The sequence below is a fragment of the Leucobacter sp. UCMA 4100 genome, from assembly GCF_027853335.1.
GTDB lineage: Bacteria > Actinomycetota > Actinomycetes > Actinomycetales > Microbacteriaceae > Leucobacter_A.
The window spans coordinates 1,521,231-1,543,807 of record NZ_JAFEUS010000002.1 but is presented as its reverse complement, the minus strand read 5'-3'; the positions used below and the strand labels follow the sequence as shown (position 1 = coordinate 1,543,807).

18 protein-coding genes are annotated in these 22,577 nt (G+C 61.8%); 9 read left to right on the top strand and 9 right to left on the bottom strand.

Annotated elements, in window-relative coordinates:
- Positions 1 to 325: 325 nt before the first annotated feature.
- Both JSO19_RS07310 and JSO19_RS07305 read right to left on the bottom strand, forming a co-directional pair.
- A complete protein-coding gene (locus JSO19_RS07310) occupies positions 326 to 1,477 on the bottom strand; it encodes an IS30 family transposase (protein WP_442915703.1) in 1,152 nt (383 codons plus the stop codon).
- A gap of 271 nt (positions 1,478 to 1,748) precedes the next feature.
- Positions 1,749 to 2,420, bottom strand: a complete 672-nt coding sequence (locus tag JSO19_RS07305; protein WP_270910709.1) for a TetR/AcrR family transcriptional regulator — start codon at positions 2,418 to 2,420, stop codon at positions 1,749 to 1,751.
- 85 nt (positions 2,421 to 2,505) lie between these two features.
- On the opposite strand from JSO19_RS07305, the gene JSO19_RS07300 reads away from it, so the two are divergent.
- The 3 genes from JSO19_RS07300 (at position 2,506) to JSO19_RS07290 (ending at position 5,856) form a co-directional block, all read left to right on the top strand.
- The gene (locus tag JSO19_RS07300; protein ID WP_270910708.1) at positions 2,506 to 3,933 is read left to right on the top strand and encodes an MFS transporter; all 1,428 of its coding nucleotides are present in this window, start codon (positions 2,506 to 2,508) and stop codon (positions 3,931 to 3,933) included.
- A 230-nt stretch (positions 3,934 to 4,163) separates the two neighbouring features.
- Positions 4,164 to 4,544 carry a helix-turn-helix domain-containing protein gene (locus tag JSO19_RS07295; protein WP_143244747.1) on the top strand — a complete coding sequence of 127 codons (381 nt, stop codon included), beginning with the start codon at positions 4,164 to 4,166 and terminating at the stop codon, positions 4,542 to 4,544.
- Between the two features lie 124 nt (positions 4,545 to 4,668).
- Positions 4,669 to 5,856, top strand: a complete 1,188-nt coding sequence (locus JSO19_RS07290) for a hypothetical protein (protein WP_086993036.1) — start codon at positions 4,669 to 4,671, stop codon at positions 5,854 to 5,856.
- A 256-nt stretch (positions 5,857 to 6,112) separates the two neighbouring features.
- On the opposite strand, the gene JSO19_RS07285 is transcribed toward JSO19_RS07290, so the two are convergent.
- Complete coding sequence (locus JSO19_RS07285; RefSeq protein WP_086992932.1) at positions 6,113 to 6,472, bottom strand: hypothetical protein; 360 nt, start codon at positions 6,470 to 6,472, stop codon at positions 6,113 to 6,115.
- Between the two features lie 203 nt (positions 6,473 to 6,675).
- Complete coding sequence (locus JSO19_RS07280; RefSeq protein WP_270910705.1) at positions 6,676 to 8,493, bottom strand: ATP-dependent DNA helicase; 1,818 nt, start codon at positions 8,491 to 8,493, stop codon at positions 6,676 to 6,678.
- A gap of 62 nt (positions 8,494 to 8,555) precedes the next feature.
- On the opposite strand from JSO19_RS07280, the gene JSO19_RS07275 reads away from it, so the two are divergent.
- Positions 8,556 to 10,037 (top strand): recombinase family protein, encoded by a 1,482-nt coding sequence (locus tag JSO19_RS07275; protein ID WP_270910704.1) that lies wholly within the window; start codon positions 8,556 to 8,558, stop codon positions 10,035 to 10,037.
- A 66-nt stretch (positions 10,038 to 10,103) separates the two neighbouring features.
- Here JSO19_RS07275 and JSO19_RS07270 read toward each other — a convergent pair whose 3' ends face one another.
- Complete coding sequence (locus JSO19_RS07270) at positions 10,104 to 10,325, bottom strand: hypothetical protein (RefSeq protein WP_270910703.1); 222 nt, start codon at positions 10,323 to 10,325, stop codon at positions 10,104 to 10,106.
- A gap of 567 nt (positions 10,326 to 10,892) precedes the next feature.
- Here JSO19_RS07270 and JSO19_RS07265 point away from each other — a divergent pair.
- Complete coding sequence (locus tag JSO19_RS07265) at positions 10,893 to 11,318, top strand: hypothetical protein (protein WP_270910702.1); 426 nt, start codon at positions 10,893 to 10,895, stop codon at positions 11,316 to 11,318.
- 106 nt (positions 11,319 to 11,424) lie between these two features.
- Here the strand turns inward: JSO19_RS07265 and JSO19_RS07260 are convergent, their stop codons facing one another.
- Both JSO19_RS07260 and JSO19_RS07255 read right to left on the bottom strand, forming a co-directional pair.
- The gene (locus JSO19_RS07260) at positions 11,425 to 11,733 is read right to left on the bottom strand and encodes a winged helix-turn-helix domain-containing protein (RefSeq protein WP_270910700.1); all 309 of its coding nucleotides are present in this window, start codon (positions 11,731 to 11,733) and stop codon (positions 11,425 to 11,427) included.
- Positions 11,730 to 12,602 carry a hypothetical protein gene (locus JSO19_RS07255; protein WP_270910699.1) on the bottom strand — a complete coding sequence of 291 codons (873 nt, stop codon included), beginning with the start codon at positions 12,600 to 12,602 and terminating at the stop codon, positions 11,730 to 11,732. The genes JSO19_RS07260 and JSO19_RS07255 overlap by 4 nt, the downstream gene beginning before the upstream one ends.
- A 332-nt stretch (positions 12,603 to 12,934) precedes the next feature.
- Between JSO19_RS07255 and JSO19_RS07250 the strand changes: the two genes are divergently transcribed.
- The 3 genes from JSO19_RS07250 (at position 12,935) to mobF (ending at position 17,403) form a co-directional block, all read left to right on the top strand.
- Complete coding sequence (locus JSO19_RS07250; protein ID WP_270910698.1) at positions 12,935 to 13,390, top strand: hypothetical protein; 456 nt, start codon at positions 12,935 to 12,937, stop codon at positions 13,388 to 13,390.
- Positions 13,282 to 13,692, top strand: coding sequence for a transcriptional regulator (locus JSO19_RS07245; protein ID WP_333735111.1), 411 nt, complete (start codon positions 13,282 to 13,284; stop codon positions 13,690 to 13,692). The genes JSO19_RS07250 and JSO19_RS07245 overlap by 109 nt, the downstream gene beginning before the upstream one ends.
- 234 nt (positions 13,693 to 13,926) lie before the next feature.
- The gene (mobF, locus tag JSO19_RS07240) at positions 13,927 to 17,403 is read left to right on the top strand and encodes a MobF family relaxase (RefSeq protein ID WP_270910697.1); all 3,477 of its coding nucleotides are present in this window, start codon (positions 13,927 to 13,929) and stop codon (positions 17,401 to 17,403) included.
- Positions 17,404 to 18,034: 631 nt separating this feature from the next.
- Here mobF and JSO19_RS07235 read toward each other — a convergent pair.
- Positions 18,035 to 18,724 (bottom strand): hypothetical protein, encoded by a 690-nt coding sequence (locus JSO19_RS07235; RefSeq protein WP_270910696.1) that lies wholly within the window; start codon positions 18,722 to 18,724, stop codon positions 18,035 to 18,037.
- 324 nt (positions 18,725 to 19,048) lie between these two features.
- Here JSO19_RS07235 and JSO19_RS07230 point away from each other — a divergent pair, with 324 nt between their 5' ends.
- Entirely contained in the window at positions 19,049 to 19,309 is a 261-nt protein-coding gene (locus JSO19_RS07230) for a hypothetical protein (protein WP_270910695.1), read from the top strand.
- Positions 19,310 to 20,084: 775 nt separating this feature from the next.
- On the opposite strand, the gene JSO19_RS07225 is transcribed toward JSO19_RS07230, so the two are convergent.
- Positions 20,085 to 22,076, bottom strand: coding sequence for a helix-turn-helix transcriptional regulator (locus JSO19_RS07225; RefSeq protein ID WP_270910694.1), 1,992 nt, complete (start codon positions 22,074 to 22,076; stop codon positions 20,085 to 20,087).
- Positions 22,077 to 22,577 lie beyond the last annotated feature (501 nt).

Genomic DNA, 22,577 nt, shown 5'->3' with positions numbered 1-22,577 from the left:
CTTTCGAACTCCAACGCACCGCACGTGCAACGACACGAAACTGCAATATAAGAAGCCACTGTGCATTTAGCGGGTCTGGATACGGCGGTGAGCGTCTTACTTTCAGTTCTTGGGGTTCAACATAACGTTGAGCAATGTTGAGCACAGTGTTAAAGATTCGTTATTGCAGTTATGCGATCGCTCTCACGGGCTACTGAGATCTTGATCATGTTTTGCAGATCAGACCCCGTCGAGTGGTGTTGACATTAATCCATCATCACCCGTCTTATTTCGCCTCTCACCGTGTGGTCAAAAAGTGTCGATTTTCGCGGGCGGTTTCTAGCGGTCAGCGCAACAGTATCTCTTCGATGACCTCGGCCGGCTTCGCGAACGCTAACCGTTTCCGGGGCCGGTCGTTCATCTCCCACTCAACATAATCGAGATCTGCCTGACTGAACACACTCAGATCAGTGCCCTTGGGGAAATACTCCCGCAGTAACCCATTCGTGTTCTCATTCGTCGGCCGCTGCCAGGGCGAGTGCGGGTCGCAAAAGAACACATCAATATCAGCTCCCATAGCGACTTCTTGATGCTTACTCATCTCTTTGCCCTGGTCCCAGGTGAGAGTCCGACGAAGCACATCAGGTAACTCTTTCATCTTCGCGATAAGCCCCTCAGTGACTGCTTCTACCCGCGGTAACGAGGGGTCTAACCAAACAAGGAATAGATAGTTCGAGTGGCGTTCAACGACCGTCCCGATAGCGCTCTTGCCATCTTTCCCGATAATTAAGTCACCTTCCCAATGCCCAGGAACAGCCCGATCAAGTGCTTCTGCGGGACGGTCAACAATGTTCACCATCCCAGCAATTCGGCCCTGCCTAGACTGGCCAGAACGGTGACTGTGTCGGATCTTCCTCCCCGTACGAACCCGAACCTCAAGCTCGCGTTTGAGCCCACCCCTGGCAAGGAGATAGATCGCTTGATAGATCGTTTCGTGTGACACTCGCATCTCCGGCTGATCCGGAAACTCGCGCTGTAGCCTGCCCACAACCTGTTCCGGTGACCGCTTCAACGATAGTTCAGCCTCCACAAAACGCCGTAACCGCGGATTCGTTACCAGCTTCGACGGTTTCGGTCTGCGGGCGCGCTGAAACGTTTGCGATTGTGCCTGTGTTGCCCGATACCTCGGCCTACGAGCCCGTTCAGAAGAAAAGAACGCGTTCCGCCGAATCTCACGACTCACTGTTGACGGGGCACGCCCCAACTTCCTCGCGATCTCACGAATCCCAGCCTTTGCCGTCCATAACGCCTGAATCTCGATACGCTCCTCGAACGATAACGACGACACCCGGGCTACTCTTCGGGGTCTCACCCCGCCCTGCGAATGAATATGTGACAAGATCGCGGCTTCGCTCTTGTCTACCCGTTCACCAATCTCTCGTGCGGTGAAGCCAGCAGCTCGCATATCCCAGATCGTGTTCACATGCTCAGCAAGCATGTTCCTTGAGAACTTCATGTCAGTGTCCACCCTTGTATTGTCTCGGGTGTTGCAACCACCGTTAGAACCCGCGCGAGATTTTCGACACTTTTTGACCACACGAGCGCGAAAAGTGACCACACGACGAAGCGCAACGAAGCCCAACGGGGCGCGCCAGCGAAACGTCGCAGAACGCGCAAGATCCCGGTGCAGATCACGCGAAATTACCGCGCGGATCGCGCAAGCGAGTCCCGCAGCACGCACCCGACTCGCGCAAAGTGAACGATAAACGTTAGGCGCTCACACCCGTGATGCCAGTAATCAGCGCCTCGAATGCCCACCTGCGACGTTCGAACCGGCTCCCCGTGGTGAAGGCGTCTGCCCCGAAGGCCGCGAGACCCGGATGACGCTGAGGGTCAGCCGATTCAAGTGTTGCTTCGAGATCTTCGACCTGCTGCCCGTTCTCGCCCGCTCGTGTCGCCCATTCGGCGGCCGAGGTACTCGCATGTTGCAGAAGGAGGTCGATTCCCCAAGCGCATGCTTGTTCGTTGGCGCCAGAGGCGGTCAACAGGCGCACAAGCACGTCGATGAGGTCGAGGTAGAAGGGGCCGTCGGGCCACACGAACATGACCGCACGCGCGAGCTCTCCCTGCTCTGCTAGAAGGTCAACGTATTCCTCTAAGAGGCGCACGAGCCGTTCGCGCCATGGCTCAGCGCCGTCCCACTCTAGATCGAGATCGGCGAGCAGACGGTCTGCCAGGAGGGCGTGCAAAACCGTCACGTTTTTCACGTACACATACAGCGATGCCGGGCCAGTGTCGAGCTCGGCAGCGACCCGACGAATCGTGAGTTTCTCGGCGCCGTCTCGTGTCAGCACCTCAAGTGCCGCGTCGACGATTGCGGATCGCGAGAGCGCCGGCTTCGAAGGCCGTTCTCGCCTGCTCACGGGTTCGGGGGTACTCATATCTCACACTGTACTTGATCCCGACCTTGATCGTAACGAACATGTTCGCTACGATCATGTTCGTTACGATTGAATCGAGGATCCCATGACCACCAACACCACTGCAACGCCACAGCACACAACGCCACCGCTCGCCAAACGGTCGATGTGGCTCACCCTGCTCGTCGTCCTCCTCGCAGATGCGATGGATCTCATGGATGCCACGATCGCGAACGTCGCCGCCCCCTCAATCGTTCGAGAACTCGGCGCGAGTGACCGTTTGATTCCCTGGCTCGGCGCCTCATATGCCCTCGCCCTCGGGTCGTTGCTCGTACTTGGCGGGCGGCTCGGCGACCGGTTCGGGCAGCGCCGCACGTTCCTCGTCGGTCTTGTCGGGTTCATCGCAGGATCCGCATTGGCCGGGCTTTCGCCCTCAGCGGGCGTCTTGATCGCCGCACGCGTACTGCAGGGAGCGTTTGGAGCTCTGCTCATTCCGCAGGGCATGGCGATCATGGCCGCGACGTTCCCGAAGCCTATGCTGCAAAAGGCATTTGCCGTCTTTGCCCCGATGCTCGGGGTGTTCGCCGTAGCGGGGCCTATTTTGGGTGGCCTCCTCATCGATGCCAACCTGTTCGGGCTCGGCTGGCGGCCGATCTTTTTGCTCAACATCGTCCTGGGCGGCATCGCCCTCGTGCTCGCCTTGCGCTACCTGCCGTCGGTTCCCGCCCACCGGTCGACCCGAATCGACCTTATCGGCAGCGCGTTGCTCACCGCCTCGCTCTTCACTCTGCTCTTCGGGCTCGTGACCGGCTCGTCAGAAGGGTGGAACGGCCTCACCATCGCGAGCACCGTCGCAGGCATCACCTTGCTGTGCCTCTTCGGCTGGCGTCAGGCCCGCGCTGAGGAGCCGCTGCTCCCCCGCAGCCTCCTCGCCAACCGTGGATTTACCTCGGGGCTCATCGTCGGCCTGTGCGTGTTCGCGAGCTTCAGCGGGCTCATGTACGTCATCAGCCTCTTCTTTCAGCTGGGCCTTGGCTACACCCCAACCCAAACTTCACTCAACCTGATTCCGCTCACCATCGGCATTATCGTCGGCTCTGGTATCGCCAACGCGCTCATCGTCAAGCTTGGTAGGCGGCTTGTGCTCGCCGGAATGCTCACCACACTTCTCGGCACTGGGACACTCTTACTCTTCGTCATCATGTCGGGTGTCGAGGTGACTTGGTGGCAAAACCTCATCGCAACGAGCATCATCGGAATCGCCGCGGGCATCTGCTTCAATTCGGTCTTCAATACCGCGCTCGGCAATCTCAAGCCCGAAGAAGCCGGCTCAGCCAGCGGATCGCTCAGCGCCATTCAGCAGATCGCCAACGGCCTCGGCTCCGCTCTCGTCACCACCCTGTTCATTGGCGCCCTCGCCCAGGGGACCGTTGCCGCAATGACGACAACCCTGATAGCGATTCTTGTGGTCACGGCGCTCTGCTTGTTCGCGATGCCGCTGCTCCCGCGCAACGCCGTCGCCCTCGCCGACTAGATACAGCTCAGAGAGGGTTAGCCACCCACCAGCGTCAAAACTGATCAGTGTTCGAGCGCCTCAGACGCAAATGACCCCTGACTCGAGAAACATTCTCAGGTCAGGGGTCATCTGTTTATTGATACACGTGCCCCAACCGGGAGAAAACTGTATCCTCGTTCGTCACCTTGAAATCGTTGATTTCACGCGGATCTTCCGAAGGTCAGGGCGTGTCGGTTTCCAGTCTAGCTGTGCCTCGAAGTGATGTTCGTGGGCCGGTGGTGACGCCGATTGAGACGGCTGGAACCCCGGTCGCCCCCGAGACGTTGCAGGCGATGGTCGCGGCGTACGAGTCCAGGGCGTCGCTGATCTCGATCGCACGTGAGCATCGTTTGGGTAAGGAAACGGTGCGGGATCTGCTCGTGGATGCTGGTGTCAGGATCCGTCGTCAGGGGTTGGACGATGAGCAAGTTGCGCACGCGGTTCGCGGCTATGAGTCGGGGCTGACGACGCGTGAGATCGCACGGGAGCTCGGTATAGGGCACTCGATGGTGTGGCGGGCGTTGAAGCGGGCGGAAGTCGAGTCCAGGCCCAATACTCGTCGCGTCGGACGCAAGCTCTCGAAGCAGTGAACGCCATCCCTACGGTTCTTGGAGCATCTCCGGCGCGGGTTGCGGAACCGAGCGGCTTGATCGGGGATGTCAGGGCGTTCTGGGAGGATTGAGCAAAAGCGAGAGAGTCGGGAGGTGTGCGGTGATGGTTGCTCATTGGCTTCCCGATAGGCACCTCGGGGTTGCTGCGACGCTTGCTCATGTCGACGAGCTGATCGGAAGAGTCGGCGAGATGCTCTTTGACTACCAGGCCCAGTCCTCGGACGTCGTTCGCCTCCGAGAAGTGCTCGACGGGCAGCTTCGGCATCTAGTGGTTGACAGTGTGGCGCCGATCCCGCAGAAGATCCCGTTGCTGGCCGCTGATGCTCTCAACGCGCTTCGGGCGGCGATCGAGCACACGATCTACATCGAGGCCGAGGCCGACGCGGGAGCCGAACTCAGCGAGAGAGCGGCGAAGCTCGTGGAGATGCCTGCTGCGTCGAGCTACGACAAGTTCGTGGAGTGGACCCAGAAACGGGCGAAGAACGGGCCGTCGGCGCTTCGCAGCGGTGCGGATCTGAACCGGCGCATCTACGATCTCCAGCCACTTCACCGGTACACCGATCCCGAGGCGCATCCGTTAGCACGGCTGGTGGCTTACACGAATCACGCGAAGCACCGCACCCCGGCGGTCACGGCCGTTCGAATCCCTGTTGTGTCTCGCGAAGACGTGACACCGCGGCATCCGCGCGACATACCGAAGCGGCCTGAGGAACCGCTCGTGCCGGGCGAGGTCATCTTCTCGGCTCCCACGGGCCAGGTGGTGCCGGTGACGCTGTTCCCCACCGTCGGGATCAACCTGCCGGAAACCGCTCGCTGGCCGGTGTTGATGAACGAGCTGGGCGAGATCGCTGCCTGGGTGCGGACGCAGGCCATCCCGAGGCTCATCACCGGAACGGATCCTCCCCAGCCCGAGATCCCGGCGTGGCATGAGATATCGCAGGGCCACCCGGATCTGCGGGTGGCGCTCTCCGAAGGGAGTCGGGTCCCTGCGTATGACCGCAACCGCGACCGGCTGAGTGCGGCGACGGTACGAGCGGACATGACGGGCACCATCGCCGACATGCCCGACGCTCCAACATTCGCGGACGTGCGGGCCTGGCTGGAATCGCTGCCCGATACCGATGTCCTCACCCGTATGCGCGAACTCGTGCCGAGCTTCGATCACGACGCAGATGACATGCTCCACAACTGGGACGTGCTGCAGAGGATGCGTGACGATGCGGTCGCGTTCACCCAACGCCGCGCTATGACCGATCTTGAGGAACCATCCAATCTAGATAGGCGTGACTGAGCTTTCGACGGGCGCGGATTCGCGCGTCCGAGGTACACCCCTGGCGGGCCCAACACGAGATCTACGAGACACTCCCGCATCGGGAAGCGGTATTGGTGACCTTTCATGAGACCCGCGACATGCACGAGTACGTTATCAACACCGGCCATCTGAACGAGATCCCCAAGAGGACGTGCCGTCCGCCGACTAACAATGTCTCAAGGCCTGGCGCGATGCCGAGCAGGAACGATGACCGACCACGCGCCATGGGCGCGTGTCACACCGGAGCGTGTTCGGAGCGTGCAGCATGTCGATGCTGCCGCCGACGTGCGATCGCTTCCCGCGTTCGCACCTGCGCCAGGAGGATGAGGCTCCACGGCCCGAAGAGGAGGAACTTCAGGCCGTTCCATAGTGCCCAGAAGAAGGCCAGGTAGAGCCATTCGCTCCAGCCCTGGTCGATGAGCTCGGTGCAGGTGGCGGCGATCAGGATGTAGACGACGCCGAGGAGCATCGCTGGAACACCCCACCGCAGGCAGCGACGGGTGCGGAGTCGGTCGAGGAGGATGTTGGTGGGCATCCATCGGCGCAGGAAGATGCGGGTGTGGATGCTGGCGTTCCAGAGCCGGTTCAGGAGCATGGTGTGGGCCTCACTTTCGCACGCAGGACTATTGCGGTGTGGCTGGTCCTGAGTGGTTGAGTGCCCGAGATGCTGCTCGAACGGTCTGCGTCACCCCTGAACAATGTCCGGGGGCTCGGCGTGTGGTTGCTCCTGCCACCATCAGGATACCGGCGGCCCTGCAGCAAAGGAAGAGCAATCCCTTGCCGGGCGGTCGTTGGTGCTCACAGGGTGCGGCTGCGCCGTTGCTGAGCCCCGGGCGATGCGTCCTGCTGGTCTGGCTGATGGCTGGCGAGGAGCCCTCGGGCGCGTTCGTAGTCGATCCTCTTTGCGTCATCGTCGGGGACGGGTCCGAGGGGGCTGGTGGAGGTGATGCCCCACCGGTCCCGATACGCGGCCACCACCCGCACCGCCGTCGCCCGTGCGTCGGGGTCCAGGCCGTCGACGATGCTCATCCACGGCTCGGGCCGTTCGATGGCCGTGGTGGTGAGGGCGTCGAGGCGTTGCTGCATGAGCTGCTCCCGCTCCTGGAGCGCCTGCCGCATGGCTGGGTCGGTGATGCCAGTCGCACGCGGGACGAGGCCGGCGATCAGCGACACCCGGCGCGCTGACGGCTGGTAGGTGGCGGCGACTTTCTGGACCCGGTAGCGCAGCAACGACCCGAGATCCTCCACCCCATCGAGGCCTCCGGCGCGGGTGATGCGTGGGAGGAGGTCGTTGATGTCGTGCCCGTCGGCTTCGAGTCGGCGCAGTTCGGTGGTGAGGATCCCGAACGAGTCCGTCTCCACCAGCTCATCGATCGCCTGTGGGGTGAGGCCGCCGTGTTCGAGGAGGGTGACCCACCGGTCCTGCTGCGCTTCTTGGGCGATGGTGTCGTACTCGGCAGCAAGCTGGGCCAGCGACCCCCACATGTCCTGCTCAGTCGTGATGGTCTCGTGGGCGGAATGCTCCGCACCGACATGCTGCAAGATGCCGTAGAGCACGGACCGGGCGGTCATCTGCAGGTCGTCCCGGTGCTGGTGATCTTCAAGGTGATGTTCATCGGTCGCGATGTAGGCGCGGTTGGATTCCCGGCCGCGGGTCATCGCGACGTAAAGGGATTCCCGGGTCATCTCGGGTGAGTGCACGATCGCATGCGCAGTATCGACAGTGGAGCCCTGCGCCCGGTGAGCCGTGATCGCGTACCCGAGGTCGACCTGGTCCGCCACATACGCGGATGGGAGGATGATCGTGGTCCTCCACCTCGAGTGCGCCCGGCGGACCGTGAGAGATCCGTCGTCGTGCGCTTGAGTGACGTGCCAGCGGTCGCCGTTCTTCACCCAGCCTCGCCCGAGGGAGAGGCGGCGGTCATTGCGACGGGTGATGATCAGGTCCCCGCGGGAGGCTTCGTTCCCGTCGTGCAACTTCACCCCATCCAGGGCGACATCTCCGGCGAGGATCCGCTCGGTGCGGGCACGCGTATTCAGCTCAGATACCGTGTCGAGGGTCTCTGCGATCAGCACCGACGACTTGCCCGCAGCTTGGTCAGTGACCCAGGCTTGGTAGGCGGCATCGAGGATGTCCTCGTAGGTTCCCGGGGTGACTCGGTCATGCTCGAGGTAGGTGTCGATGACGTCGGTGTCGCCGAGGCGCAACTGCAGGGAGGCGTGTTTCTCCCAGTCGTTCCGGAAGCGGCGCACATCCAGCAGCTCCGGTGCATTGCCACGATCCCGGACGAGCATCCCAAACGCCCCACCCGCGTCGACCGCAGCCAGCTGCGCCCAATCACCCACCAGCAGCACCTTCGCGCCCACGTCGGCGGCGTGGGCGGTGATCGTGTCCAGGGCAAGGGTTCCCGCGAGGGACGCTTCATCGATGATCACTAACCGACCGGCGGTGAGGTTCCATGTGCCACGGCGGTGCTCGTGCAGCCATTTCGCTGTGTTCTCGGTGCTGATGCCGAGATCCTGGGCGAGCACATCCGCTGCGGCCGCGGACGGAGCCAATCCGACCACCGACCCGGCACCGTAGTCCTTCTCCCACGCCCTGCGGAGAGCACTCATAGTGGTCGTTTTGTCGACGTGTCGGGTTTGACCGACGTACCTACCCAGTGAAGGAGGTCGTCATGAGCGGCACGAATATCAGCAACAGCGGCGCGATGGAGCAGGTGGTCGTCTACCTACGCATCTCAGAAGACAGGACGGGTGCGGAGGCGGGTGTGGATCGTCAGCGGCAGGACTGCCTCGACCTCTGCGCCCGCCTCGGCATCAGCGAACCAGCGGTGTTCATGGATAACGACATCTCCGCATACGGGAACAAGAAACGGCCCGGATATCTCGAACTCCTCGAACGTGTGAAACTCGGCCCATCACGCATCGTCGCCTGGCACGTCGACCGGTTGTATCGGAAGCCGCGCGAGTTGGAAGACCTCATCGATTTGGTGGAGTCGCACCCGATCCGGATCGAAACGGTCAAGGGTGGCGCGTTTGATCTGAACGCCCACGAAGGTCGCCTGATGGCGAGACAACTCGTCGCGATTGCGTCGTACGAGTCCGGGCATAAGGCGGATCGGATCCGTCGCGCGAATCGGCAGAAAGCAGAACGGGGTGAGTGGCATGGTGCCCCAAAATACGGGTACGGCCTCGGCGGCATTCTCATCCCCGAAGAAGCCGCCGTGATTCGGGAGATGGCGGACCGGTTCCTCGCGGGGCAGTCGATCAGGCAGATCGCGGTCTGGCTGAATCGTGATGACGGGCCGACACCGCCGTCGAAGGGGAAGAGTCGCCTGAATATTTGGCATGCCTCGACGGTCCGGTCGATCTTGTGCTCAGCCCGCATCTCGGGGCAGCGCGCCTATGACCCAGGCGCGCCCCGTGGGGGTGAGAAACCGGGTGGTCGGGCGATCATGGGGCCGGGGAATTGGGAGGCGATCATCACACCGGAAGAGACCGAACGTATCCGCGCGGTGTTCGCCAACCCTGACCGCCGTGTCGGCAGGAGCGCGAAGAGCTTGCTGGCCGGGATCATCTCCTGCGGCAAGTGCGGCAACACCCTCGTCACCGGGGGTTGGCGCTCCGGCCAGACGGCACCTTCTAAACAACATTTCTACCGGTGCCTGCCATTGCCGGGTCGTCCGGAGCGCGGCGGCCTGTCGGCCAGTGCCGCCGGGGTCGAGGATGTGGTGTCGGAGGCCATCATTCGCAGGCTCACCGCCACCACCCTCCCGGACATAGCGCCCGGCGAGGACAACGCAGTGTCGGCGGCAATGAAGCAGATCACCGCGGCACGGCAGCGGATGGAAGATATGGCCCGTGACTACGGGGCAGGCATCCTCACCCGTGCCGAATTGCATGCGGCGAAAACTGCGGCGCAACACTCGATCACTGAAGCCGAACTCCTCCTCGGGCGCACCAGCAAATCCGCGGCACTAAAGGGCATCCCCATCGGCGACGAGAAGGCACTCCGTACGGCATGGGAAGAGCAGTGGTCGATCCCGCAAAAACGCGCCATCATCGCCGCGTTGGTAGACACCCTCATCATCACACCGCTACCGACCGGCGGGGCAAGATTCAGACCCGAACGGGTGCAGATCACCTTCAAAGCCTGACCCTGGGCACACATCAACGGCGCAGGAAAGATGAATCTCCTGCGCCGTTCGCCGGGCAAACCGCGCTCAGGTGCTGGGGCGTGTAAGAACGCGCAGCTTCGACAGCGCGACCGGGTCGGTGACCCCGAACGTCACCCCCGACCGTTCACACGCCTCCCGCGTGAACGCATCCGCATCGAACGCAGGCGGCAGCTCGCCAGGTGCCTGCACCTGGCGTCGTGCTTGCATCGGAGGCGGCTTCGTCGTCGCGGGTTTTCTGCTGGATGAGATGTCAGTAATGGTGTTCATACCTGACAGGTACGCACCACAAACCACAACATCTAGGGGTTCCTTGACTTTTGAGGTACTATATGTGCACCTCTGACCCGGTTGCGGTCACAGGGTGGTGCCGGAATTCATGACGACCCGTGCCGGCGAAGCATCGGACCCCACCCCTCAGAGCGGGTGTGCCGATTCGACACCCCCGCAGCGTCTCCTTTTGGGCCACCTGAATGGCTCATCATTGGGCGGCGACCGTGAGCGTCGTTCGTGTGGATATACAGAATCCAGGCACACCGAAACTTGACACAGGTCACCCTGCCAGCTTTCCCGACGCCTCGGAGTCTCCGTCACAGGATAGGTACGGAACCCAGCCGACAACACCACCGACTGCTGACAGGGGGCGGGGGCGACACCCCTGTTGCACAGTGCCGGGCGAATACTCAGGCCGTCGTGATGGCGCATTCAACAGCGCGCTCCGACCGGGACCTGGTGCCTGCATGCCAACGCGGAGCAGGCACATACAAAGAATCACGCAGGCACTAGGAGCCTCTGCCCGAAGTGACGCGTGCGCCTGCCATCTTGTAGCCTCACAGCATGAAGCCACGTCGCGCCCTCGCTCTTGCCGGATTCGCAACCGTGTGCGCAGCGGCCTTGAGTGGCTGCTCCGCTGACACACTAATATGGGGGAACGATGGCGCTCAGGTTATCCGGACTACCGAGAACCTCATCAAAGACCTCGCTTCTGACGGAACATCCGATCTCCTCTGCGAAGACGCCGAAGCCGACCTCGGCACGGCAAAAGATTGGGAAGGCCGTTCCGCAGGCGAGCCGGAACGGTTCGTTGCCGACTACTGGGATGAACAAGCACCCCTCGACCCGCAGTGGAACATCAATTTGGAGGGCCTTCCCGAGGGGGCGACTCCCGGCGACAAACATCCCGGCGACGTCTTCTACCGCGAAACCGACGATAGTCTTTGCGTGATCGATGTCGCCTGGTCGACACTCGTCGCCGTCGGCTGACGAAACCGATGTTTCCTGGCCACGCCTGAGGGCCCAGATGGGCATCTTTGGCTTCGCGTGAGCGCGCCGCCAATGCACCGGATGGATGTAATCCCTTTATCTGGGGTCATGAGTGTTCTTGTGTTCCGCCGGTGATCGCGTGTAGCGCGAGCAGGTGATCACGGTACGCCCGATGTCCTTTGGAGGTGGCCCTGACCCAGGTCCGCGGTCTGTTCCCGACATACCCTTTGGTGGCTTTGACGTACCCGGCACGTTCCAGGTGTGAGACTGCCTTGCTCACGTTGGAGTCGTCGGTCTCCAGCAGCTCGCGAAGGGTACGGAAATCGAGTTCGTTATCCTTCCCGAGCGCGGCCATAAGGGAAAGGCGGATCGGGGTCTGGAACGCATCATCCAGGCGGTGTCTCGGGTGTGTCATGCTCCCGCTTCTTGGTTACGTTGAGCACGGATCGGTAGGAATGCGGCAATGACCATGGGGGCAGCTGCGGCCAGGCCGAGAGCGACCGCTACCCATCCGGTAATCCAGTCCGTGCGCACCAGTAGCGCTGTGAGTGCAAACAGAATGCCGACCGTGATCGCAAACGCACCCCAATGGATTGGCCCCCACTCAAGCCCCGTCCGTGCCAGTCCCCAGCGAGAACGGTAGCCAATGATCGCGACCAAGATCAGCACCGAGACCACCACCTGCACAACGGGAAACCACACCTGAGGACTGACCGCGGCGACAGCACCTAACGTGGTCCCAGTAATTGCTGTCGTCCACCGGGCTGGCCGGCTCAGCGGCTCGTTGACCCATCTCTCGTCATCAGGTGTCCGCCCATTCCGGAGCTGTCGGACCGGCTTGAATGCCATCACCCCGAACAAGGCGACCGGCAAGAACATGGTCAACCACCATGGGTAAGTGACGCCAATGACACTCAGGGCGAGCAGTGCCAAGAAACTGGCGAGGATGACTCCGACGGCGATCCAGTAGTGGAGTGACGGGGTCGTGCGCACACCGAACCGCTCACGCGCCCCACTGACCAGAACACTGAAGAGCAAGATCGGAAACACCAGGAGAGATGTGGAGTAGGTACCAAGCCCGGGAGTCGACTCCTCGATGGATCGACCGCCGAAAGAGAACAGGAACACACCCACATAGGCTGCGATAGCGACCGCTGCCCCCAGCATGAACAGCGCGAAAGGCCGGGAAGCCGCCCGCTGCTCCGCTCGTTCGCGAGTTTCGTCGTGACTCCGCAGCAAGCGTGCTGCTTCCCCGGGCGAAGGTTGAGTGCTTCTACTTTCCATCTAGCAAGTATATGCAGGAAAGAAACGTACTACAACCCTGCTGAACCAGGAGCGGCCCGAGGCGACTTGAACCAAAGGCAGGCCTTGGTCTTTGCCAATTTCTCACCAGAGTTCACCAGTAGATACATCCCCTAAGCATTCAAGGCTTGCAATCCAAACCAAACCCCGGCACGCACCTTCCGCCCTCGAATCGCAGGCCCGAACTGCAGTCCGCACGCCTTGAAGCTTTTCAAAAGCATCGCAGCCCTGTTGTCGACGGTCGCGCGCAGCTCCCTCACGCCGACAGCAAACGTCTCTTTCCAGGAGGGAAAGAGACTGCTAGAGTTTCCAGTATGGAAAATGATGCTGATGATGCTCGTGAAGCTCTGGATGTCGTTGAAGAGGCTCAGAAGCTCAATGCGGAGCGGCTACAACGCCCACGACGCTACTGGGTGATGCTCGGGTTATTTCTATCCGTGCTCGCACTCCTGCCTTATACGTCAAGCTGGCCCGTAGTGTTCCAGCTCGTCGTTCCCCTTGCCGCCGTGGTCGTGATTGCGGTCGTTGTGGCATGGAAGCAGCCGACGGCCGTAAGGAAGATCAAACTGTCAGGGCGGATGGTGGCACAGCTCTTAGGGTTCGCGCTCCTGGCAGGTATCATCGGTGGTCTTAGCCGGGCGGTCTACGCCGAGCAAGGCTGGTGGTGGGTGCCTATGGTCGCGGCGATCATCATGTTCACCATCGTCACAACCTTGGCCCCCCTCATGGACCGCTCCTGGGCGCGCCAGGTCAGCCATATCGGAAAGTGACAGTCCCCGTGCTTTCATCGCTCGATCCGGTGATACATCCAATCCCACGATTGCGGATCTGCGCACTACTCGATCCGGTGACAGAGGAAGAATTCTCGACGCTCCGCGATCTCCTCCAAACAACTGACTCTGCATTGAGTAAGCAACTCTCCACGCTCATAGACGCAGGATATGTTGTACAGCGCCGCGCAGCCCGTGGCGGGAAGAGCCGAGTCTGGGTCCGCCTCAGCCCTTCTGGTCGGCTCGCCTTCCACAACCACCTCACAGCCCTGACCGCCCTCTCAGCTTCAACCGCTCAATAGATCTCACTTTCAGCGCATTGTCGCGTTAGAAGCCGGATGCTCCACACGTCAAGTCATCCGAACTGTCAAAGCCGCGGAACTTCCCAACGTTCCAATTCGCTATACGGAATAGGCGTCCCCGACATCAGAGCCGCCGTCAGCACCGTCACGAATCCTCTCCCCTAACAAATCAATAAATCAATGCACGTATGCCACCGTTGGTGGGGCGTGCGCACCTCCCTCATGAGACGACTCATGAGGGAGGTGGTGGCAGGCGTGAAAGGTGGCGTGATCCTGTTCCGCGGCTCGGGTGCTGCCGCACGCCGCTATGTCGAGGCCGACCGCTCCGGGGCGGACGAGTACTACCTCGGCGCTGACAACGCCATCGCCCAGTACGCTGTACTCGACGGCAAGGGCGAGGTCACCGCTTCTCGTTCCCTGTCGGCAAAGGAGTACGAGGGGTGGGTGGACTGGATCAACCCGGTCACCGGCGAGCAGATGGGCACTCCACGCAAGCCTGGCGAGAGGTCAAAGGGGTCGCCGTTGTTCGCGGAGATGACGATCAACGCCCCCAAGTCCCTGTCGGTTGCCGCCGCCCTCCGCCCCGAAGTCTCGGAAGCGCTCGATGTCGCTCAGCAGGACGCGCTGGCTGAGATTCGCCGGTGGCTTGGTCAGCACTCCGTCACCAGGGTCGGGCCGCGCGACCAACGGGAAGTGTTGCCTATCGAACAGATGCAGGTCGTCGGAATCACTCACAAGACCTCGCGGGCGGGTGATCCGCACCGGCATATCCATATGCAGATCGGTACACGCATCTTCGCGGCTGGGAAGTGGCGGGCGCTGGACACTGCGGGGTTGTTCAGGCAGCAGGGAGCGATCCGTGCACTCGGCACCGCGGTCATCGCCGCGCACCCGCACCTCGCGCAGACCCTCGCTGAGCACGGGCTGACTCTCGACCCGGTGTCCGGTGAGGTGGCGGAGTTGCAGACGTTCAACGGCGTCATGTCGAAGCGATCGGCGCAGATCAGGCGCAACCTTGACCGGCTCGAAGCCGAATGGGAGGCTGCGCATCCGGGTGAGGAGTTGGGCCCGGTGATGACGGCAAGGTTGCAGCGCATCGCATGGGCACATCAGCGGCCAGGGAAGAAGCCTGCTGATCTGAAGAACGAGGAATGGTGGGTGCAGGAACTCGCCGATGCCGGATACGACCCCGCTGCACGTCGACGCAGCACCGTGCAACGCCCGGTGCGGGTGGATGATCTGAGTGTGCAGGAGGTTGCATCGCGGGCGCTGGATCGCTGCGCCGCCGCATCATCAGCATGGACACGGCATGCGGTGCAGGAGCATGTCACCCGTATCACCACCGAACACGGCGTGCAAGCAACCCCGGCCGAGTTGCGAGAGTTCATCATGCTGGTGACTGAGCTTGCGGTCGCGGATTGTTTCTCCGTGCTCCAGCCGGGTGCGGCGCCGCCGGAGCATGTCGCGCACCTGACCAGCCTCACCGTGGTCGCCGCCGAAACCGCGCTGCGCGACCTGCTCACCGCTGCTGTACCGGAGCAAGGGCCGGAGCATCCGGACGTGACCGAGGCCGCACGCGCTGCGGGGCTGGATGAAGGACAGGCGGTGGCTGCTGCCGCGGTTGCATCGGCTGACCCGCTCGTGGTCGTGGAGGGTGCTGCGGGTAGCGGGAAGACGACGATGCTGCGCACCGCTATCGACGTCGCCATCGAGCACGGGCGTGCGTCGCGGGTGGTTGCGCCGACGCTGCGGGCGGCGCAGGTCGCGTATGGAGAGCTCGGCGTCCCCGCCACGTCCGTTGCAGCGCTCGTGCACGCGTACGGATGGCGCTGGAACTCTGATGGCGTGTGGACACGCCTCACTTACGGCGACGTTGACCCCGACACCGGGCGCTCCTACACCGGCCCGCCCGACGATGCGCGGCTGTTGCGGGGTGAGCGGGTGATCGTGGACGAGGCCGGGATGCTCGACCAAGACACCGCCCACGCCCTCCTCACCATCACCCAAGAAGTAGGAGCAATCGTCGCGCTGGTCGGCGACCGCGCGCAACTCCCCGCCGTTGGCCGGGGTGGGGTGCTCGACATGGCCGCACAGATCAGGGGCCGCACCCACGACATGACCGAACTCCACCGGTTCACCGACGCCGAGTACGCGGCACTCACATTGACGATGCGTGACCGGGAGAACCCTGGTGACGTGTTCGACCGGCTCACCGCGATGGGGCTCGTGACGCTGCATGCGGACGAGGAACAGGCACACGACCACATCACCGACCACGCTACCAAGGGGGAAGCGATCACAGTCACCTCGAACGACGACGCAACCGCATTAAACGAACGCATCCGCACCGGACGAGCCGAGGCGGGCGAAGTCGATGACACGATCACAGCGACCGGGAGCGACGAACTGCCCATCGGGGCCGGCGACCTGATCCAGACCCGCAAGAACGACAGCGACCTGGGCGTGGCGAACCGGCAGCAATGGATCGTCCAGCACGTCACCGACGGCGGCACCGTTTACGCCCGCGAAACCGGCAGCGGGCGCAGAAACCCCCGCACCGTCGCCCTCCCACCGGACTACGTGAGTGACCACGCGCACCTGTCCTACGCAGCCACCGCGTACGGCGTCCAAGGCGCGACCGTGGACACCTCGCACACGTTCCTGACTGAGGCGACGAGCGCGGCAGGCGTCTACGTCGGCATGACCCGAGGCCGCGAACACAACCGGCTGCACGTCGCTGCCGAGAACCTGGCGGATGCGCGTGCGAAGTTCGTCGCCGCGATGGAGCGCGATCCCGCCGACCGTGGCCTCGACCACGCTACCGCGCAAGCAGCCGAAGAAGTACGCGGCATCGTCAGCAACGGCCCGATCCAGCGCGTCACCGAAGAACTCGCCAAGCTCGACCGCGAAGCCGAACACGCAGAACAATTGGCGGAGCAGTGGGAGCAGACCGCGAACCGGCTCGACGCCCAGCGCGCTGCACACCGTGCCGAGAACGAAGAGAGTACCGCCGTGCTTCGCCGGGCCGAGGAAGAAGTTGCACGGGTACGTGCGGAGGTCGCCGCGCCACTCACTGAGCAAGCACAACAAGACGGCGCGGTATACCTTGCCGCCGTCGAGGCAGAGAGGACGGCGAACACGCGGCGCGCGGCTGTTCGACGGTTCGGGCGGCGCAAGGCCCGCGATGAGCACCGCGCTGCAAGCGAACAAGCAGCAGCAAGTCGGGCACACCTTCGCGATGCGTGGGAGGCCGAACCGACACGAACACCCAGTGCGCTACCCGAATGGGCAGCACAGGTCGCAGAGCGGCGAGCAGAAGCCGATGCCCGAGTGCGCGACGCTGAACAAGCTGTCGAAGCCGCGCACGCCGAACGGGCCACAGCGGGTGAGCGTTACCGCAACGAACGCCTGGCGCTCTTGGCCCGCGAGTACGGGCCTGAGAACGCGCGTGCTCACCAGTACGGGATGCGCGCTCTCAACCCCGCTCGTGACGCCCGCGACGCCCGCGGCCTTGCAGCGCTCCTTCGTGCCGAGAGTGAGGAAATCCGCAGCCTGCCGGTGAACGATGCCGCCAAGCTCATTCAGATCAAACGCGTGGAGCGGGAACTTGCGCAGCGGCAAGCCAAACATCGTCAACGGCATCTCTCCTCACCCGAAGCGTCCACACGCCAAGGCTCGGACTCACAGCGTGAACGTGGAATCGGGCTCTGACTCGTCGCCTCCTACGACATGAACGTAGCCTGCGTCCATTCAGAGAAGGCGGCGGAGGCTGCTCCTCATGCATTTCGGGTGTTTGGCAACACTTAAGGTCGGCCTAGCGCGACGAAGCTACTCACGGGTCATATGCCGTAGATCGCTGATTACATGAGGAAGAACACGAGGCCGAGGTGCGCGGCGCGAGGGCTCGGGGAGTAGTTGCCCTGCCCTACGTTGGCCGGTATCGTTCGCGAAAGGGGGTTTCTGTTGCTACGTCAACGCCTATTGAAGAGCGGTGTATGGACTGTTGTGGCTCTGGCGATCACCGCTTGGGCGATATCACTGGCGATTCAAGCGCCGTGGACGCCGTGGTTCACGATTATTCTGTGGTCGGTCATTGGCATCGGCTTGGTGATTCGGGTCGTGGGTGGCACCAGGAGGAGGCACGAATCGCTAGGTGCTTTCCACGACTTGAATCAGATCTATCTGGGACGAACCCGGATTCCCCACTTTGACGGCACCTCGCCTAAGAGTGCGGAGATTGGACATCCTTTCCCTAGCAGTGAGTATTCACCTCACCGGGAAAACGAAACGAACGGAGAGGAGGAGCCTCCTCTCCGTTCGGAGTCGTAGGGCGGTTAGATGCCTACTGGAACATTCCTGCTGCCCCAACGGGTGCTGACGTCGCCATCGCCTTGACGACCTTGGTAGAGGCTACTTCTCCGCAAGTTACGACGCCACCGCCGCTGCTACCTCCGCCGCCGCAGCCGAGGCCGCCGAAATACTCATCCCTGGCGGTGCCACCGCCAGGGAGATGGCGAGCCTTGTAGCCCCGTCCCTGCAGGCAAGCTGAGCCGTTGGAACTAAAATCCACCGTCCAGTCGTAGCCAGCGGTTGCGGAAGGCGAGATGCCAATGACGGAACACCCTGGACTTGAGGTGTACCAGGTTCCGGTGCCCGGAGCCACCCAGCCAGTCCAGCAGCTTGCGAGGGCTGCCTTGTCAGTTACTAACACCGTCGACAGCTCACTGACCAAGCCATCAGAGCTGACGACCGAGAGATCCTCTACCGCTACCGGGCCGTTGTCGTCGATCACCACGGCCGGAGCCTTCGGGTCGAAGTCGGGCATCACGGCAATGTCAGTCGGTTCCCCATTGATAAAGACTCTGTCTTCGGTCGGTTTCACGGGGGTGTATTCGATGTCGCTGTTGGTCTGGCCAGGCTCGGGCGGTGCAGAGCCCTCGGTTGCATACGCAGGACTACCGAGCGCAAGCATCATGGCGGACAGTGCGGCCGTCGCAGCGATCCCGGTGCGAGTCTTCCAAGAAGTCTTCACGACAGTCACTCCTGAATCACATTGAGTTTCAATTAGGCGAGGTCCTCTTTGGTAGCGCTACTTTCAACGTATGCCAGGAGGAATCAAAATGCCACTTGTGTTTTATCTCCATCTCTGATCATCGGCGTCAATAGGGTCTTGGCGGTGAAGTAGGCGCCTCAAGGTCATCTTCTGGTGCCGGAGCACCAGACTTCAAAGCCGTTTGAAACGCACGATTGGCGATTCGTCATCAAACATGGCACGGTGGAATGGAACCAGACGCCTACGCCACCTCCTGTGAAGAAGCAAGTTCGGGGGCGAGGAGCACGGGGAGGATACAAGACCGTGAACATGATCGAACAAACCACGCAGACCAACGCAGACTTCGCCAAGAAAATGCAAGTTTCCGCTATTTGGCTCCTCGTGCTTGGCATCATCGGAACCATGGGTTTGACGGAACTTCTCACCCAGCTCAACGTCCACTACCAGGAGTTGCTGGCGCTACTGAGGTTCATCAGTAGGGTTGCTACGTTCTTCGCACTGCCACTGTCGGCGGCGTTGCTCGCCGGCGCGATGATCGTTCGTCGACTCCCCGAGCGGGAGTAAGGCGGCCTTATGGCCCATGGGAGCAATCTCGCTGAGGGGCTCAAGTCCGTGAGTCATTGGTCGAGACGCGCTTGCTCAAAGCTTGGCCAACTCTCATCAGATCGGCACCTCCGAGGCGACTGTCGTACGAGCCAGTTTGGGCCGTGTGATTCACGGGGCACCAACGCTGCGTTTGCGATCAGTCTCGGTTCAGCCCTGTGCATTCATCGCGGGGCGTCCAGCAGCTCTCTTCCTCGCGGCAAGCTCTAGCGACCTCCCACGACGCAATAACCCAAGCTGGGAGCAGACCAGAAGCGCTACTTTGTAGCTGTTTCGTGCCCCCACTCAGCGGGCGCTCAGAGGGAGCAGATCATCCGCCTCTGCGTGGCGGAAACATGGCAACATTCAGGCAACGAACGCTGGCGACGAGACTTCTTGCTATGCACTCCACGCACTCCGAATCGTTGTAAACACAGGCCACAACGGGGTCATTTACGCCGTACCGGGGAAGCCGATTCCCTTCTCACGGCGGTAACGGCGATCACGCACTCCAGGCTGATGGTCGGTAGTGGCGCCAAAGGTTGCATGTGGTATTTCATGTGCTAACTCATGCGCTACCGACGCTGCAGGCCCATGGATCTTAGAGCAGTTACTCACAGGCATGATTCCGTCGAAATGACGGAATCATGCAGCAGAACGCCGACTTGTGATCTTATGTGCGAGGCGGAGCGGGCCAGTTCGACCCCCACGCCGTTCAGCTGGAGGTAGTGGCATCAACGTCGACATGTGGTACTAGTCATTGAGCGCTGTTGTTGATGGAGTGTGGCTCGTTTGTGGTCTGGATTCTTCGTCCGGGGGCTCGTCTCTTTTCACCGGTCTTTCGGTAGAGTCGCGAAATATGACCTTCAACTGTGCGGGCGGATAGGTTAAGCCGTACCGCGATTTCGCGGTTGGTCAAGCCAGCCAAAATCAGCTGCTGCACTTCACACTCTCGCGGTGTGAGCGTCGCCACTGGGCTAGCTGTGTGGTTGAGATAGAACGGATGAGCAACAAGACGCATTTTATCGGCAAGCTGTGCGGCTTCATACGCGGCTCGTCGCGCAGCCACTTCTGGCACAGGGATGGTGTGTGGAAGGTGAGCGACCAAGCCGTATGCTTCAAATGCGTGCAGGAGGAGCCCAGCATGGTGTAGTGCCTCACCGGCATGAATCAGCGCGACCGGATCGGAATCATGTACTGCCTGTGCATGCATAGTATGTAGTTCGACGAGGGGTCCGTCGATTTTAGAAAGGAGACTGATGAGTTCAGCAGCAGCTTCCCGGTCCCCAAATCGTACCCCCGAATAGAGCACCTCGGCTGCGAATCCATAGCTGCCAGTGAGTATGTGCTCTTTTGCAATGCGAAGCGTTTGCGCAGACCCGTCCGCTTGACCGAGTAAATAGCGTACGGCGCTCAGGTGAGCGGATACTCCTCCGGCAATTATTGCGCTTGAGCGGGGCGGTAACCGTTGTGCTTCAGCGCTCATTGCTCGAGCGGTGCGCGAGTCACCGCGAAGGGCAGCAGTGTGTGCTCGTAATGCGGCGACTGCTTGTGCCATCCCGGATGGGTCATGGAATTGAGTGTTGGCGTGGCAGTTTCTGGACTCGCGCTCTGCCTGGGCGAGATTCCCAATAGCGAGTAGCCAAGTGGCGTGAGCTAGCTGAAAGGAGGTGTCGTCCGGTCGGTAGTCTCGGGCATGTTTCCCCGCGAACTGGCGCATCAACAGGCGTAACTGTGCGGGCCCGTTCTTGCGGAACGCGGAAACAAAGTATGCGGCCGACAGCTCTTCGGTCACCCACGCCTTACGTGGGCGCGGTAGAAGTTGACGCGCCCCCATCTGCACAGTGCGGGTGAAAGCTCGCCGAATGCGACCCTCCGCCACCAGCGCGAGGCACTGCGCGATCGCTATTCTGGTGCGCAGGTGTCGAGGTACCGTGGTGGCACCAGATGACTCTGGGAGCCCAGGTGAGGCAGCTTCTTGAAAGCGGCCTGCGTACAGAAGATGCAACGTGTGATGGCCTGCCAGAGTGCCTCGGTGGTGTGAATGGGTATCCAGGCTGTGTGCGTGTGCGGTGCGGAGTGCGTCGAGCGCCGCGTCAACATCCCCTACTTTGTAATGCAAGATTTCGGCTCGTTGCACCACTGCCCGAATACGAAGGTCATGAGCATCAGGCAACGCCGTAGCGAGATGCTCTACATCTGACAGCGCTGCGATCGCGTCTTCGGACTCGTCAAGAAACCGTAACGCAGCAGCTTTGGCGAGCAACAGCTCAGCACTATGTCGATTGCTTGTGTTTGGTGACCAATCGGCAGCTTCCAAGGCGAGACTTGCGAGGTGCAAGGCTGCTCGCCATTCGTGCAAGCTGAGCAGGTGATGTAGCACGTTCTGCACTGCTTCGGACGGGACCGAGTGGTAGTGGCGCAGCGCCCACAGCACCACTTGTTCTGGCGGGTCCGGACGTTCAAGAGCACGAGCGTATACCGTGCTGGTAGTGACCGGGTCCGCGAGCTGCTGGCCGGCCTCAGCGAGCAACTTGCTTCGCACTGCACTCCGGCCGTCAGCTTCGACTGTAATGAGTCCTGCAAGCTCGAGTGCACGCAACTGCTCGCGTGACTGGACTGGGAGGGTATCCCGTGCCGCAGCGCCGACCAGGCAGAGATACAGAAAGAGTTCGATCGTTGGTGTATCGAAACCGGCGAGAGCGTTGCGAAGTAGCGGAAGAAACAGCCGGGTATCGATGGGAGACATGAGTGTCCAGGTTCCCTCTACCGGCATCAGCGCACCTTCACGTGCGAGTACTTGAGTGAGGTCAGCCACTTGGGTGGGCACGAACCCGCACATACCTCCAATTTCACGGATCGCGGTACTCGCCACCGGGCCCCCGAGTCGGGTGGTAAGAAACGTCTGTAACTCAGCATGGCTGAGCGTGTCGAGCTGAACGATGGTACGCGCATTCCCAGGAAGACCTCGAACCCATTCGGGGAGTGCCTCAATGCGGTGGCACCCGACCACAACACACACACCACTCGTAGTAGATGGGGGCGGCGAGAGGGGAAGGTCCTCAACTGTCTCGCAAAGCAGCACGGCTTTCTGGTCACAGGGGTCTGGCCAGGCTCCTGCCGAAACACGCATGGCGTGTCCGTGAACCATCTGCGGAACCCGGTCACGTATGAGCGTGCGCACCCCGTTTCCGGCGGCCCCAAACACCACGATAACGCTCAGTTGACGGCCGTGTGAGTGGAGTAGTTC

What these genes read in the sequence shown, in the direction of transcription:
- JSO19_RS07255 (WP_270910699.1), bottom strand. Translation starts at nt 12,602, where the DNA reads ATGGAAAGTAGAAGCACTCAACCTTCGCCCGGGGAAGCAGCACGCTTG.
- JSO19_RS07275 (WP_270910704.1), top strand. Translation starts at nt 8,556, where the DNA reads ATGAGCGGCACGAATATCAGCAACAGCGGCGCGATGGAGCAGGTGGTC.
- JSO19_RS07280 (WP_270910705.1), bottom strand. Translation starts at nt 8,493, where the DNA reads ATGAGTGCTCTCCGCAGGGCGTGGGAGAAGGACTACGGTGCCGGGTCG.
- JSO19_RS07285 (WP_086992932.1), bottom strand. Translation starts at nt 6,472, where the DNA reads ATGCTCCTGAACCGGCTCTGGAACGCCAGCATCCACACCCGCATCTTC.
- mobF (WP_270910697.1), top strand. Translation starts at nt 13,927, where the DNA reads ATGAGGGAGGTGGTGGCAGGCGTGAAAGGTGGCGTGATCCTGTTCCGC.
- JSO19_RS07260 (WP_270910700.1), bottom strand. Translation starts at nt 11,733, where the DNA reads ATGACACACCCGAGACACCGCCTGGATGATGCGTTCCAGACCCCGATC.
- JSO19_RS07305 (WP_270910709.1), bottom strand. Translation starts at nt 2,420, where the DNA reads ATGAGTACCCCCGAACCCGTGAGCAGGCGAGAACGGCCTTCGAAGCCG.
- JSO19_RS07250 (WP_270910698.1), top strand. Translation starts at nt 12,935, where the DNA reads ATGGAAAATGATGCTGATGATGCTCGTGAAGCTCTGGATGTCGTTGAA.
- JSO19_RS07300 (WP_270910708.1), top strand. Translation starts at nt 2,506, where the DNA reads ATGACCACCAACACCACTGCAACGCCACAGCACACAACGCCACCGCTC.
- JSO19_RS07270 (WP_270910703.1), bottom strand. Translation starts at nt 10,325, where the DNA reads ATGAACACCATTACTGACATCTCATCCAGCAGAAAACCCGCGACGACG.
- JSO19_RS07225 (WP_270910694.1), bottom strand. Translation starts at nt 22,076, where the DNA reads ATGTCTCCCATCGATACCCGGCTGTTTCTTCCGCTACTTCGCAACGCT.
- JSO19_RS07310 (WP_442915703.1), bottom strand. Translation starts at nt 1,477, where the DNA reads ATGCTTGCTGAGCATGTGAACACGATCTGGGATATGCGAGCTGCTGGC.
- JSO19_RS07290 (WP_086993036.1), top strand. Translation starts at nt 4,669, where the DNA reads ATGGTTGCTCATTGGCTTCCCGATAGGCACCTCGGGGTTGCTGCGACG.
- JSO19_RS07265 (WP_270910702.1), top strand. Translation starts at nt 10,893, where the DNA reads ATGAAGCCACGTCGCGCCCTCGCTCTTGCCGGATTCGCAACCGTGTGC.